Source organism: Hydrobacter penzbergensis, assembly GCF_900106985.1.
In the GTDB taxonomy this organism is placed as follows: domain Bacteria; phylum Bacteroidota; class Bacteroidia; order Chitinophagales; family Chitinophagaceae; genus Sediminibacterium; species Sediminibacterium magnilacihabitans.
Window position 1 is genome coordinate 334,648 of sequence record NZ_FNNO01000001.1, and the last position, 15,380, is coordinate 350,027.

Annotated in this window: 12 protein-coding genes; all 12 read right to left on the reverse strand. The window is 40.6% G+C overall.

Translation table 11 applies throughout. The features are described from left to right. Position 1: 1 nt before the first annotated feature. The gene (traK, locus tag BLU98_RS01560) at positions 2-607 is read right to left on the reverse strand and encodes a conjugative transposon protein TraK (RefSeq protein ID WP_257574631.1); all 606 of its coding nucleotides are present in this window, start codon (positions 605-607) and stop codon (positions 2-4) included. A gap of 62 nt (positions 608-669) precedes the next feature. Further along, positions 670-1,890 carry a conjugative transposon protein TraJ gene (traJ, locus tag BLU98_RS01565; RefSeq protein WP_092721471.1) on the reverse strand — a complete coding sequence of 407 codons (1,221 nt, stop codon included), beginning with the start codon at positions 1,888-1,890 and terminating at the stop codon, positions 670-672. A gap of 10 nt (positions 1,891-1,900) precedes the next feature. Next, positions 1,901-2,533: a hypothetical protein gene (locus tag BLU98_RS01570; protein WP_092721472.1), complete on the reverse strand. Its 633-nt coding sequence runs from the start codon at positions 2,531-2,533 to the stop codon at positions 1,901-1,903. 4 nt (positions 2,534-2,537) lie between these two features. Further along, positions 2,538-3,182: a hypothetical protein gene (locus BLU98_RS01575; RefSeq protein ID WP_092721473.1), complete on the reverse strand. Its 645-nt coding sequence runs from the start codon at positions 3,180-3,182 to the stop codon at positions 2,538-2,540. Between the two features lie 19 nt (positions 3,183-3,201). Then, positions 3,202-3,879 (reverse strand): conjugal transfer protein TraI, encoded by a 678-nt coding sequence (locus BLU98_RS01580; protein WP_257574632.1) that lies wholly within the window; start codon positions 3,877-3,879, stop codon positions 3,202-3,204. Between the two features lie 24 nt (positions 3,880-3,903). Continuing rightward, positions 3,904-6,369, reverse strand: coding sequence for a TraG family conjugative transposon ATPase (locus BLU98_RS01585; protein ID WP_092721475.1), 2,466 nt, complete (start codon positions 6,367-6,369; stop codon positions 3,904-3,906). Between the two features lie 40 nt (positions 6,370-6,409). Further along, entirely contained in the window at positions 6,410-6,727 is a 318-nt protein-coding gene (locus BLU98_RS01590) for a DUF4133 domain-containing protein (RefSeq protein ID WP_092721476.1), read from the reverse strand. Between the two features lie 12 nt (positions 6,728-6,739). After that, a complete protein-coding gene (locus BLU98_RS01595) occupies positions 6,740-12,325 on the reverse strand; it encodes a helicase-like domain-containing protein (RefSeq protein ID WP_092721477.1) in 5,586 nt (1,861 codons plus the stop codon). 16 nt (positions 12,326-12,341) lie between these two features. Continuing rightward, positions 12,342-12,779 (reverse strand): hypothetical protein, encoded by a 438-nt coding sequence (locus BLU98_RS01600; RefSeq protein ID WP_092721478.1) that lies wholly within the window; start codon positions 12,777-12,779, stop codon positions 12,342-12,344. A 22-nt stretch (positions 12,780-12,801) separates the two neighbouring features. Continuing rightward, a complete protein-coding gene (locus BLU98_RS01605) occupies positions 12,802-13,140 on the reverse strand; it encodes a DUF4134 domain-containing protein (RefSeq protein WP_092721479.1) in 339 nt (112 codons plus the stop codon). Positions 13,141-13,235: 95 nt separating this feature from the next. Then, on the reverse strand, positions 13,236-13,700 hold the full coding sequence (locus tag BLU98_RS01610) for a hypothetical protein (protein ID WP_092721480.1): 465 nt from the start codon (positions 13,698-13,700) through the stop codon (positions 13,236-13,238). Between the two features lie 413 nt (positions 13,701-14,113). Then, positions 14,114-15,325: a hypothetical protein gene (locus BLU98_RS01620; RefSeq protein ID WP_092721482.1), complete on the reverse strand. Its 1,212-nt coding sequence runs from the start codon at positions 15,323-15,325 to the stop codon at positions 14,114-14,116. Between the last annotated feature and the right edge of the window lie 55 nt (positions 15,326-15,380).

A 15,380-nucleotide genomic window follows, 5' to 3' on the forward strand; every position in this document is an offset into this window, starting at 1 on the left:
TTTAGCGATTTTCAATTTTTAAATCCCTGTTTTCTATAGTAGTCCAACGTTCGATAAGGAAGCCATGCGGGTTATTATCCGAACGGCTCACGTTTCGCATGTAACCTTCCGTAATTAAGCTTCGTGATACAGTGCTTGTAGTCCTTATGATGTTTTGTGTAGCATAGCACCGGAAATAATACGGGTACTCGTTTGTGTTTACCATTACGCTATCTACTTTGATTTGCTGGCTGATATTACCGGCAATGATGTTGGCGTAGTATCCATTCTCTTTTAGATTATCATATTCCCGTTTGGCAGAAGCATCGGCGAGATAAAGCGCTTTGGTAATGTTTGCCTGTATTACTTTTTCATCAGGGTCAAGTGTAAAAAAGTATTGATGAAACATCCTGACATGATCCCTGGCTTCAACAGGAATATTTTCTTTCCTATCCGACGCATATGCTTCCAAAGCTTTCCCGTTAGCGAGAATGTATATCTTGTTTTGCATTTCAGCAACCAGCCTGAAACTCTTGTACAGTGTAAAACCACAAAGGGAAACAGAACCGATTACGACAATGACGGCAAAACTGCGTATGCTGCGAAAGGCTGTATCTATGTTTTTCATTTGTTGAAACATGACCAATTAGATTGTTGTTTTCAAAAAGTTGTATTTTGTGTTACAGGTTTTCAGGTTGAAGATTTACCTGAAATTTTATCCTGCATGTAACTGGAATTGCCGGTAGAGCCGCTTTCATTGAAATAACCCGAATTCATTCCGTAGCTGCTCATACTGCTGCTTATCCTACCAGCAGCATTGCCCATTGCATCCGCTACCATACCGGCACTGCCTGACATCGTATTTACCGCTGTCCTGGATGTAGTGCTGAACAGACTTGTTACTTTTTGTACCATTGCTCCGCCACCACCTGCATTCACGATATAGTTGGCAACAGAAGGAACAGTGAAATACCCCACGATACCAATAATGAGGAAAATGAGATATGCGGCGTCGGTTGAACTGAAGAAAGTATCGCCATTCGATTGTATCTGGCTAAGGTCAACTTTCAGCATTTTCTCTTGTATCTTGCCGATGATAGCACCAAATATGTTGGCGACGGGCAACCACAAGAAAATGTTTATGTAGCGGGCTAACCATACAGTTAGTGTATGCTGAAATCCGTCAAAGACAGCAATACCAAATACCAAAGGGCCCAATATGGCCAGTACGATGAGCTGAAACGTTCGTAAGGTATTGATGCAAAGTGCAGCCGCTTCAAATAGTACCCGTAACACTTCGCTCATCCATTCTTTGATGGAATTACGAAAATTGTAAGAGGCTTTGGACATGGCAAACTTGATGTCATTGCCAATGCCTTCAAAGATGCCCTCATTTGCACCCGTAGGGTCATCGGGATGCGTGTACTTATACCACTTCTCCCTATCGCCGCTGCCTGTCTCACCCACATACATTTGCCAGGCTTTGGTTGTTTTAATGGCTTCTTCCTTTTGCTTTAAGAGTTCTGCAATAGCTTTATCCGAGTCCGTTACCATACTTGCTGTAGCAGTAACCGTTGGCTTCATGACGCCGTTAATCATTCCTAAAACAGAGGGGAAAATCATTACTGCAAATCCAATCACGAAGGGCCGGAACAAGGGATAGAAATCAATCGGCTCTGCATTGGCAATATGCCGCCATACTCTTGAAGCGATGTACCAGGTTGCTGCAAACCCTGCAATGCCTTGCCCTACGCCTATGAGCTTACTGCATAACGGCAACATCTCATCGTATAGCTGATCCAAAACGCTCTGAAGTCCGTGTATCTCGTCCGCAACACCCTGCGCATGCGAAAGTTGAGGCAATACCATTCCCACTGCTGCTATTAAAGCAGCTCTTATCCACTTTGTCATATGTAAAAGTTTACTTGTTTATACCATAGATTTTCTGCATAGTGGCTGCATCGTTCTTTTCCCTGGCTCTTTGCAATGCCAGTATCGTTGTATTGTTATTAAAATGCCGCAGAAACAGCAGCTTGTCCTGCATTTTGCTAAAAACCTGGTCTATTGCCTCCAACCGTTCATCATCCGACATCCGTAGCTTACTATCGGTTATAATCATCATTAGTTCATCAAGGTCGTTCAGACTTTGTTTAAACAAATTGCCATATACTTTGCCCAAGTACTCAATCTCTCCGGGATTGAAGTTGCCATCCTGTTTAAAGCGATTAAAAGCAGTTTTGTACTCTTTTACAATTAGTAGTTGATTATTGATAATGTCAGCTATCCGTTTGTATTTTTTTACAGTAGGACTTACCATCATTAGCCCATCTAAAAAAGTTTTATGCAGATTGAAATTCCCCTGCGACAAATCTTTTATGGTAGAATAACCAACACTGACTATTTGATAGCCTTTCTTAAGATCACTAAGGATTTGCTTGAATTGTGCCAGCTTCTCGACATTTAGTAACAACTGTTGCACTTCTTCGCTTTGCGCAGATAGCTTAGATGTTAGGCATGTGCTTAATAAAATAAAAATGAGAATTATCTTTTTCATACCATTAGTTTTTTATACCATTGAGAATACGCATTGTTTGAATGTCGCTTTGCTCCCTGATGCGTAAAGCTGCAAGCAGCTTTGCTTCATTGGAAAAGGCTTGTACAAATGTGTATTTATCTTGCATGTCGCTATAAAGTGCATCTATTCGTTTCAATCGTTCATCGTCTTTCATCTCCAATTCACCGCTTGTGGTAACTGCTATTAATGCATCTATAGTTTTGGTGCAGTCGTCCAGTAATCGTTCAAAAACGCCGTTTACATAGCTGATTTCATCTACATTGAACGACCCACTTTGTCTTACCTGTTTTACTGCTTCTTTGTAAGTTTTTACAATGTTTACCTGCAATACAACAATGTCTGCAACCTTGCTATAATTTTTGATTTTAGGGTTAACCGTTTTTAACGAGTTGAAGTAATCTTTGTGCAGATTAAACTCACCGTGCTTAATATCGCTTATGGTGTTTAAGCCTTGTCTGGCTATGGAATAGCCTTTTTGCACATAACCGATGTACACCTGTAAGGCAGCAATCTGTTGTAGCAGGTATTTTTTCTGCGTTGCTTTTTGCCGGAACCATTCGGCAAATGTTTGTGCCTTCGTGCCCGAAGAAAGGATGGCGAACAATAGTAAAATGAGTAGCCTTTTCATACAACTTATTTTATAAAGATTATTGAATGCCGTAAAGTTTCTTTACTACGTCCACGTCGTTTTGCGATTTCGCTCTTTGAAGACTTATGACAATACCTTGCTGATTAAATGTTTTCAAATCGTTGTAATTAACCTCTATCCGGTCAGCGGCTGCATTGATGATTTCAAGACGTTTTGCATCGCTCATTTGCGTTTGAAAAGAGTTGATGACTACGAATATTTGGTCAAGGTTCTTCACACTTTCATCAAGAATACCAGAATAAACCCTACTCATGTAGGAAAGCTCTTCGGCTGAAAAATGGTTATCCTGCTTAAACAATCCCCAGGCTCTTTTGTATTCCTCCACTAAGTGCACCTGCTTTTCCGTGATTTCTTTAATTCGTTTGTAATAGGAGATAATCGCTTTTACCTTTTGCAGTTCTTCATAATAATCCTTGTACAATTGCTTCTGCTTCTCAACCCAATTGGTAATTTCATCCAGCTTTAGCTTTGACATGGTATTTTCCAGTGTCTTCTGTGCATTCTGCAGCCAAATAGTTTTATTCTGCAACCGTTGAATTTTCAAGTCAACAGCTTTAATAACTTTTACAACGGCTGCTTTAATAATTTCCGCAATCGGAATTTGAGCCTGTGATCGGTACGTCGGTGCTATGGTTGCTATTCCCAGTAATACCAATACGAACAATAGCTTTTTCATTATTACAAATTTTAAATGTTAGTATTACTTGCTTGTTTTCGTATCTCTTGTCAATGCGGCAATTCCTTTTTGAATACTGCCATACTTTTTGGCATATTGCATTACTTTTACTTTTTCCGTTTCTTCGGTTGTATATGCGAGGTATTCTTCAGGTGAAACTTCTGTACGATACACCTTTGAAAGCATACCGCCGAGTGAAACAAAAACCTCTTTATACTTTTTGGTAGGGTCGTTCGCTTTATTCACTGAAAGAACCAAAGCTTTTTCTTTTTCAGTCAGCCCTAATAGCTCCTGTATTTGCTCAAACTTGTTTTGGTACTTACTTTGGTCTAATAAGATTTTGCAGTCGCTGTTATTGATAATGGCTTGCTTCACTACAGGAGAACTAATGATGTCTTCTACTTCTTGTGTTACAACAATTGCTTCTCCAAAGAATTTCCGCACCGTTTTAAACAAGTATTTGATGTATTCAGCCATACCTTCCTTTGCGATAGCTTTCCACGCTTCCTCAATGAGTATCATTTTACGAACGCCCTTCAGCTTGCGCATCTTTGAAATAAAGACTTCCATAATAATGATGGTAACCACGGGGAATAGAATAGGATGGTCTTTAATGTTGTCTAATTCAAAAACAATAAAGCGTTCGGTAAGCAATTCCAAGTTTTCAGTGGCATTCAGCAGATAATCAAACTCACCGTCTTTGTAATAGGGCCTCAGCACGTATAGGAAGTTATTGACATCAAAATCTTTCTCTTTCACATTATCAGTTGCCAGCTTCTCTACAAATTCATCTCTTAAAAAGTCGTAGAAGCTGTTGAAACAGGGAAAGATGTTTGCGTTCTTTTCTAACTTTTCATAATAAAGCTGCAACGCATTGGATAGAGCCACATATTCGGAACGATTGAAGGTTTCATTGTCCTTCTTCCATAGTGCCAAGAGCAATGTTTTGATGCTTTCCCGCTTCTCTGTATCCAGGCTGTCACCTTCCCCAATGTAAAATGGGTTAAAGCGGATAGGGTTCTTTTCATCATAGGTGAAGTAGTATCCGTTCACCATGTCGCATAATCCTTTGTAACTATGCCCAACGTCCACCAAGACAATATGGGTTCCTTGCTCATAATAGCTTCTAACCATGTGGTTGGTAAAAAAAGATTTACCACTACCGGAGGGACCCAATATGAATTTATTCCGGTTCGTGCATAACCCTCTTTTCACCGGCTCATCGCTGATGTCCACATGCACCGGCTTACCTGTTAATCTATCTCCCAAGCGGATGCCTATGGGACTTAGAGAGGAACGGTAGTTTGTTTCAAGGTTCAGAAAGCAGGTGGCTTGTTCAGCGAACGTATCGAAGGTGTCGTTCATGGGAAAATCAGCTTCGTTGCCGGGAATGCCTGCCCACCATATTTGCGGAGCACCTGCTGTCTCTTGTTTAGCAGCGGCGTCCATCTGTGCCAAAGCAGAGGAAACAAGGTTCTTTAAATCCTTTAATTCCTCTTTTTTATCCGTCCATACCTGCACATTAAAATGCGCTTTTACAGGAAGTCTTTGCTGGCTGATGGCTTCATTTAGGAAATCATTGGTTGCATCCCTGGCGATTGAATTTTCCCTTGAATAGGCAGATAGCGATTGCAACCGTAACCGTTTACTTTCCAGCTTTTGCAGGGTTTTTTGTGCATCTTCGATAAAAATATACTGGTTGTAAATATGGTTGCACGATAGCAGTTGTCCTAATGTTGAAGCAAAACCCACACTGAATTTTGTCTTGTCTGTGGAGTACCGGTCAAAGTTTATCCGTGAACCACACAACGCTGGCAAATCCTCAGCATCACCCAACGTGTAAAGCTGAGAATATTGATCACCGACCTGTAACCCGTTCTCTAATTTTATGTCCTTGAACACGATGCTGTTCTCTTTTTCGCATAGGTAGCAGTACCGCTCAATCAACCCCATTTTACGGCTATGGCTTTGTAGTTCGTCACTTTTAAGCCGGGTAAGCTGCACGAAGCCGCTGTCTTCCAAAATGCGTTTAAACTGCCCGGCACTGTCAAGGAAGTCCTGTAATAATTGAGGTTTAAGCGTTTGTTCTGGGACGATGGATTTACGAAGCAGGTTCGAGAAAAGAGAACTGGACAATTTTCTGCCAGTAGGCTTTTTCGTGAGCATGATGTAACAGCTATGATCTAAAAAGGGACGTTCCGTAAAAAACCGTTCGCTGCTTTGTGTTAAAAAACTAACATCATCTTTGGTGAAGTCGGGTTTATACTTGCTATCTATAAACCAGTCCTGTTTGTGAAATACAGACAACTTCGGCAACACCTTGATGGCTTTCACCCATGCCTGATGAAAAGCTTCGTATTCTTGGTCAGATAAGGTGAATATTTCCGGCAACTCTGCCCGGAACACAATGGTTATATCACCCTGTTTGGAAAGGATACAATCATGTTCCACACCAAGAATTGGTAAAATTTCATGCAACTGCTTTTCCATACTCACTGATTTACCTTTTAATAATTTCCTCTTTTTTTCTTTATTTTCTATGCAGGAAAGCGGACCTGCTTTTAGATTTAATTACTTTGGGAATACTTCGCTTTGCCAGCTTTTTCATCATTCCGTATTCGCCGTAGGTGTTGCTTAATGCATAGATTTTTATGGTTAGTATAGTTCCGAGGGTTAGTATAATGCCAATGCACACAAACGAGTTTATACCAATAATGTACAGAATGGCGAACAAGATGAGTAAGGCAATTACACCCCCACCGAAATACCAGATGTACTGTGCCTTTAAACCTTTGAATTCAATGCTTTTGTTAATGCCTTTATTGATTGAATAAACACTGTTGCTCATAGCTTCTTTATTTTAAAGTTTAAATCTATTACTGCGTTTTATGTATGTCTGCTCCATTTGATTTTCCCCGTAATGCTCTTTACCGTTTACTGCAGCTCCGTTTACTTTGGCCATCGCTACTTGCAGCGGTGTAGCCCCTTTGGGCATCATTTGTATGATTGGCGTTTCTTTAGGTAAAGTATTTTCCTGCTGTGGCTTATTCGTGTCCAGCAAGCTATTTTGCTTCATTTGGTTTTCCTGTATTTTGATAGCTATCTCTCTTTCCATTTTCGATAATTCGCTTTTCATCTGTACGAGTTGAGTTTCCTTCTCGAAGAGTTTAGTAGCCAGGGCTGCCACCATCGGAATATTTTTTTCCAATTCGTTCAAATGGTTCTGGTATTTTTCTTTCAATGCTTCTACACGGTCAATGGCATTAAGAAAGTAACGTGCAGCAAGCTTTGGATTATCGGTATTAGGATGCCCGTTGTTATAGGTGTATTTAATACCGCTTTCGGCACGTTCTGCGTACAGCGTATTATAGTATTTATATCCAAACCCATCTTTTTCTTCAACAGCTTCCCGTTGCTGACGGATATACAAATCAAATTCGTACAGGCTGCCAATCTTTGCTTCATCCGTTGGCTTCCAGTTTTGATAGAGCTTTATTAGGTGTTTGCCAATGGCTTCGGGATCGGCTGTGTTGATGCCTTTAAGCTGGACAGGATTTTCTTTTATGCCTTCTTTGTCGTAGCGCAGATTGTCTTTATAAACCTTACCGTCTGCAGTTAGCTTTTGCAATGTTTCTATGGTGCTTTCTTTTTCATGATGAAGATTTTCCAGTTGAAACTTGGAACGGGATACTTCACGGTAATGAGCAGTTTTCAGGCTTTCCATCACCGCCACTTTCTTTTCCAATTTTGATTTTTCCAGCAGCGAAGTATCACCCGAAAGAATAGCGATGTATTCAGAAAAATTCATCCCGCTTTTCTCATCTATAGCTCCTTCATCAATGGTGCGGATGTTAAGCTCACAATTCTTCATTTGACTGATGAAGGTTTGCTTGTTCTTTAGTAGGTTGAACTTGTAGTTGTCCAACGATTGTTCTACTGCGTAAATGAAGTTCTGTACCTTATTGCCATAATAATCTCTCGCTATGATATTACCTTGCCTTGCACCACGTCCATTACGTTGTTCCAGTTCGGCAGGTTTCCAGGGAATATCAACATGATGCATTGCTATAACACGATGTTGTACATTCAGTCCTGTTCCTGCTTTGTCTGTACTGCCAATGAGCACACGGATTTGTCCATTGTTCATTTTACGGAACAACTCTGGCTTTTGCTTGTCTGTCCAATCGTGAATGAAAGTGACTTCATGTGCCGGTATATTGAAGTCTCTGATTAGCTTCTCTTTCAGGGCATCATAGATATTGAACTCATTTGGCTTGGGAGTGCCAATATCACTAAAGATGATTTGGGTGCCTTTGTGTTCTGCACTTTGCCTGTATAGTTCTGCCACTTTGCGGGCACATACACTAACCTTGCAGTCAGGATGATCACCATAAACATTACTGTCTATCAACCGCATATCGGCAGCCATTTTCTTGGCATAATTGGTGGCAATTAGCATCCTGCCCTTGTCTTCTTCAGCAGTAAGCGGCGCCCTGCCTATAAGAGTGGCATCACCGGTTTTAGCAAATTGCATCAGCTTTCCAATGAAGGCGGTTTGTTCCGGTGTAGGTTTGATGTTAACGAGAGTTTCATCCAAATTAGGTTTAGCTAAGTTGATATGCTTCGCTGTTTTATAATCGGTAATCTCATTATAAAACAAAGCCAGTTCCGGTACTTTAATGAAATGGCGAAAACGTTCTTTGGCAATGATTTCGTTGGTAACGGAAAATTCAAAGTCCGTTGTCTTTCTTGCAAATACCGCAGCCCAGCCATCAAAGTTTTCAATATGCTGCTTTTCCATTTCCTTAGGACGGAGATATTTAAACAGCAAATACATTTCGGTAAGGCTATTAGAAATGGGCGTACCGGATAAGAACGTAACACACAAATCGGCATCAAACTTTTGTTGTAAAGTGCGAACCGCAAAAAGCATATTGAGTGCTTTTTGACTTCCTTCCATATTGCCGATGCCGGCAACCCGGTCATGTCTTGTGGTAAAAGTCAGGTTCTTAAACTTGTGAGCTTCATCTACAAACAAGTGGTCAACACCTAATTCCTTAAAGTTGATGCCTGCATCCTTCTTTTGCTCGATGTCATTGATGATTGTCTTTAACTTTCCCTGTAGATTATTCTTTCTTACTTCCAGCCCTTTGAGCATCTTCTTGGATATGTCGCCGCCCAAATCCTTCAATGTTTCCAAATCACGTTCTACATTATCCAACTCGTTTTGGAAAATTTGCCGTTGTATCTCTGGTGATTGTGGTATTTTACCAAACTGGTCATGTGTCAAAATGATGCAGTCCCAATTGTTGTTTTTAATTTCATGAAACAGGCGCATTCTTTTTTGAGGTGTAAAGTCGTTTTCACCTGGTGCTAAAATTTTCGCATTTGGATAGGCTTTGCGGTACGTTTCGGTAATCTGGTTGATGTTCGCTTTTAGAGCCAGTATCATTGGCTTGTGTACAATACCCAATCGTTTCATCTCGTGGGCAGAAACAATCATGGTAAGTGTTTTGCCTAATCCTACTTCGTGATCTATTAAGGCACCACGATTTTGAATAATACGCCATGCTGCATTTTTCTGCGAGCTGTATAAATCCTCAATTCCTAAATTCTTTTTCTCTAAACCGGGAAAGGTCAGGTGTTCTCCGTTATACTGGCGAAGCACATAGCAATTGAATGTATTGTTATAAAGTGTTTCTAAGTGCTTTTTATCTGCTTGGGGCAAGTCCTGTAACCAGGTGATAAAGCCGTTACGAATGGTTTCAATTTTCTGGTGGGCAAGTTGTATCGCTTCATTGTCCGGTAAACGAATAGTTTTGTCATCCGGTCCCTTTACTTCATAAGTAAAGAAAGGTGTTGTGTTCTCCAGGGCATGTTCCAGAAGGGCATTTCCATAGGTTGTCCTGCCACTCTTAGGGGTAACTGCATATTCTTGTGATACTTTGGCATTATATCCCTGTGTATTGACTTTGAAAGTATCTACCGATTGAAAATAATTAACGCTGGTATTTAGCTCGAACAGTTCGGAAGCAAAACGATTATAATAAGAAGTAGGTATCCAGCGTTCGCCTAAGTTAAAATCAAGCAGCTCAAAAGGTATTTTTTCCGGTTGAATTTTGGTAATGGCCTCAAGGCTCTTTTGTATTTGAACATCGTCCGGATATACAGACGCTTTTTCTTGCGCAATACGAAGTTTCTCTACTACATTTCCGGATAAATATTGGTCAACTGTTTCCCACGCATTTTGTAACGGATTGAGGTAGATATGCCCTTCCAGTTTGGCGATGATTTCTGCTTCGGATAAACCTGTAGCCGCTTCAATAAAACGAATTTCAACTTTACCGTTTTCATTCAAACATTGGGCAAGAGCTTCAATAGGATTATCGGTGCGGAATTGTTCTTCCTTGTGATGAAGCGACTGCGTCAATACATCAGCAGGTAGGTATCGTTCGCCTTCTTTGCGTTCCAAAGAAGAAAGAATGGTAAAGCCAAAAGCCGTATCGTTTGCAATTAATTTGCGGTTGTTAGGATAATTGAGTAATCCGTATTGACTAACAAACTTTTCATAGCTATTTTGCAAAGTGTCTCTTAGCCCGGCATACTCTACATTATTTGAAACTTCTTTTTGAGCTAATTCCAGATAGCTATCCCTAAGGGTAATGTATTGCTCGTAAAATCCCTTATCCCGCTGACCGGAGAAAAAAGGTTGAAAACTTGCCTGCTTGAATTCAGCATCTGGATGACCAATACTTCCAATTTCACCATTATGGACAACGAGGGTTCCTGCCTTATAGAAAGGTTTGAGATTGGTAAATAGTTCCGGCTGGTTGCGTTCCAACCCAAAAGCTGCTTGAAGCGCTTTGTCTCCTTCGTAGGTATAGCCATGACCATAATCCTGTAGTTTTAAAGCAAGCCCTCTTAATTCATAGTTTATGCCTGCCGCATTCTGCCAGTTTGCCGGGAAAGCAATTTCTTCAACGTTAGAATAAAGTTTATAGACATATTGCTTGGAAGCAAAGGCTTTAGCAGTAACGAAAACTATGCTTTCGTGTTCAGGTTTTGCAGTGGTCTTAACCATACTGACGATGCGTGCCGTGTCTTTTTGAACCACCTTACTGTCCAGCTCACTCACGTATGCCATTGCCCGGTTAATACTTTCAGCGGGTGTGCTGTCGAACAAGCCTAACTGCACATTCGCCCTTTGGGTTCTGTCTTCAGGCACGGGCAAGAAAGTAAGCTGCTTACGTGCAGTTTCTGTCCCTGCCATAGAAAGGGATAGAGCTTGTTTGAATAAACTTTGATTGAAACGAGCCTCAACACCTTTCCCGATTGTTTCGGAGAGTTTAGTAGCAATGGCGTTAATGTCTCCATATTGCCATACGCTTTGGTTGGCATTGCCGTATTGATTTTTACCTGCTTTTACTTCATCACCGGCGATAATTTCGGGGTGGCGGTGTATGTATTGATTTAGGTGATAAGAGCCAAATTCATTTTCCTGTGCAATCGTAGCAACCAGGTATTTTTCTTCTATTGATAATGCTTGCTTGCCTTCATTCTTTTGAACGATCAGTAAATGGCTGGGCGCTTCCGTATTGCCGGTATTTTTCATTAGGTTGTCCGGCATTACGGTGAGAGAAATAAAATTAGCCTTGTTAAACAGGTATTCCCTGGCAATGTGATTAGAAGGGTTGTTTAAAAAACCATCCGTTGTGATGTAGGCAAGCAACCCACCCTTCGCAATCTTATCCAATCCTTTTGCAAAAAAGTAGTTGTGTATTTTACCGGAAAGCTCTTTGTCGGGTAATGCCCGATCATAAACGGAGAAGTTTCCAAAGGGAATATTACTGACAATGATATCATACTTGCCGTTATCATTTACCGGAGTTTGTTCAAAACCGGCAATGTGCGTACTTACAGAAACACCTAAGGAACTGTTTAACGCAGCCAGTACCTGACCGGTGAGTATATCTTTTTCGACAGCCGTTATATTTTCAAGGGAAGGGAAGGATTTAACTGCTTCCGTTATAAAAATGCCCGCACCGCTGCTGGGTTCGTATAGCCTTTTAGGTTCAATGCCGTGCTCTTTTAGTGTTGCGTATAAGGTTTGCGGTACAACTGGCGGTGTGTAGAAAGCTGTAAGGACACTGTTTTTTATTGAGCCGATTGCTTCTTTATATTGATGGCCTGATAAGTTATTTTGAAGCAGGTCATGCAACTCTATTATTTTAGGGTGCAATCGCAGGTCTTCGTCTGTCGCATTTAGTTTAATCCATTCCTCTTTGGCTGCATTAGGGTATAAGATGGCTTTTATCCCACCGAAGCCGGAATACTTTTGTAAGGCTTCTACCTGTGCTCTGTCCAATGCTTTTTCTTTATCCCATGCCAGTGCAATGCGAATAGCCGCTATGTTATCATTAAGCTTTTGTAATTGATTATAAGCCATACTTCACTTTTCACTCTCACTGCTTGTTTTCAAAATATTCTTTTACGGCACCGATAATGGCATAGCGCAGATACCGGTTGTTTTCATTTTCAAGGGTAAAACCAAAGGTTTCAAATACTGGTATGCAGCTTTCGATAAGGTTTATCACCTCATAGGTGAGCAATCCACCTTCTTTAAGTCTGTAATAGGTTGATGTAAATTCTTCTTCTAAAACCGAAATCAGGTAGTTGAACTTTGACGGGCGAAGCTCCTTTGTGAGTTCATCCATACAGCGTTCTTCTATGATGTATGCAGGAGTATTAATGGCAAGTAATTCATTCATCAACAAATCAATCTCTGCTATCTTTTCTTTCAGATAGCCACTTACATTGCCTTTCTCTTGAAGAGCAATCAATAAATCGGGATTGTTTTCGGCAATATATTGATGCAGCTTTTCAATTAGTACTTCCTGCATAATCATAGATTTTGTTAGGCGCTTAAACACCAAAGAAGGACTTAATAACAGTAGCCACCACTACAAGAAATACACAGCTTCCAAACCAGGCAGCCGCCACCTTTGAGGTATCCGGATCTCCGGAATTCCATTTCTGATACACTTTCACTGCGCCAATCAGTCCGAGGATGGCACCAACGGCATACATCAGGTTTGTACCTGCCGCAAAATAACTTCGCACCTTAGTGTTGGCTTCGTTGATACCGGCATTCGCATCTTGTGCCATTGCGGTAATGTGGATAGAGGTTAAGATTAATACGGCACAGACACTTAACCATTGCTTTTGGGATAGACTTTTAAAACTCACTCGCTTCATTTTCATAATACACACTATTTAAAAGTTGAACATTTACACTTTTGCAAACTTCCCGAAGCCTCTCCGTCACCACGGACGGAGAGGGAGGAAGCCGGCCACCACTACGCAACCTCTTTCCATAACATCACTTGCTCTTCAGCACTGAGGTGGATGGAGCCATATTTTTCACATTCGGATATAATAAGATTATTTATGGCTACCTGGTATGGTGAGCCTTTCAAATGAGGGTATTCCTTTAAGGTCAATTGCAGTAAGAAGATGAATTCTTCTCTGTGGTAATTTTTAGAAGAAGCATCTGCAATTGTTTCTTTTAGCTTCGTTGTCAGGTTCTCCACTTTATGGAAAAGACTGTCGGTGTCTGAAACTTCCGTTTGTTCGGATGTAAATTCAGCGTTTGGCGTTGAGTAGCTCTCGTCATGGGCAAGTTCTACGTCCCGTTTCCCTTTTCGTGCCAAAAGATTTTGCAGGTCATTGAAATAAAACCGCAGACCTATAAACAGATACCATACTGCTAAAAGGAGGATAACAACAAAAATGTAGGTTGTCCAGGAAATGTTTGTAAACATACGCTTCGCTTTTTCGTTCTCACTAATGATCCGGATAATTAAGTTGTTAATCCGGCTTGTCTTTAATGACTACACAAAAGAACATCAGCACAAAGCGCCTATCAAGTACAACTTTGATTGTATCTTTTTTGTACCCCGTTGTACCCTATTGGTAATCAGAAAGAAAAAAGGTATAGAAAATAAAAAATCCTCTTTTTAGAGGATGTTACAAGATAAAAAAGAGGTTCCTATGGTTTATACCTATTGCATGTTTTTCAGATATAGCTTACCCGCTGCAATAAAATTGTTCAACACCTGCAAAAGACTTACAGCCGGTAAGCTAAAAGTATTGCGCCCCGTCTCATTTCTTCATTCAATTCACTTCCTTCCTTTCATTCATCCATTCGACCAGGCGCTTTTTTTGACATAATCATTTAATACTCCCTTATCTTTTTAATGACTTGTTGAAGCGTTTGGATAATGATCTCCTTATCTCTTGTTTCAGCCGTATAGGATTTACTGCGCATGCTATCGTACGATATATTTTCCTGATAAGGAGTAGATAAATGCGGAACGATGTTTTTAAACACAGCATTGAGACTACGAGCCGTTATAATCTTTAAATCATCTGCAGCACGTAACAAAAGTGCCATTTGGTCCACCGATAATATACACAACAGTTTTTGCGGTTCATTCTTTGGGGAAACGCTTCCTGAGCCTTTTTGTTCTGTGCCGCCGTTTATGGGCACGATGGTTAAATGCAGCCTTTTTTCGAGGTAGAATATCTCCTGTGCAAACCAGTTGCTTAATTCGGTTTTCAGGTCGCCGTATTGCGGATTTAGAATAACTCCTGGCTTCCGATGCATTTGGTTGAACTGCTTGTAATGAAATAGCAACATTTCCAGCTTATCGGCAATATCCTCATTTGGATTGAGCCTTTCAGCAAGCCTTCTCGTAAAATAACCGATGTAAGACTTGCTATTGAAGTTCAGGAAGATAAGCAGTTCGTCCAAAGTGGTAAAAAGGCAAGTTTCGCAGTGGGGAAGTTCTAATAGTTCCAATTCTTTAAGCAGATCTTTTTGATACAATAACTCCCGGAAAGTAACGGGAAAGTCTTCTTTTAGACGGTTTATGAAGCCATATAAGCTATTTAAAACGATATCGGCAAGCTCCTTATTAGTTTCCTGGCCTAACAACTTGGTTTTCAGCTTATCTACCCTTTGTTTTAGCTCCTTGCCTGTTACAGCAAGGTAGGTTACCGGCACCCGTTCATTTAGGCTTAAATACGCAAAAAAGCGTACTTCTATAAATGAAAGTAGTTCTTCCAGACTCGTAATCAGGATGTTATATAGGTCTTTAAGGCGTCTTTTGTTTAATGTTTGCTCCTTCCGGTACTTCAATACCTGATCCAGTAGGATAATTAACAAGGAATGGGATTGGTTAACAAGTAGAGCAATCTGCTTTTCCTTTGTCAAGCCAAATATTTGGTTTTTTAGAATGGTTAACAGCTTCTCCTTCTCCTCACTTATCTTAGAGATAACAGAGCAAATTTCTTCATCTGAAAGGGTATTCAGATCGGTTTTCTCAGGATTAAGCGAAACAGTAATCAGAGAATCCAGCCACCCCAATGTATATCCTCCACACATAGCTGAAAATTTGGGTAGAATTAGTACTCATCTGCCAAATTTCCCGATTTAGCCC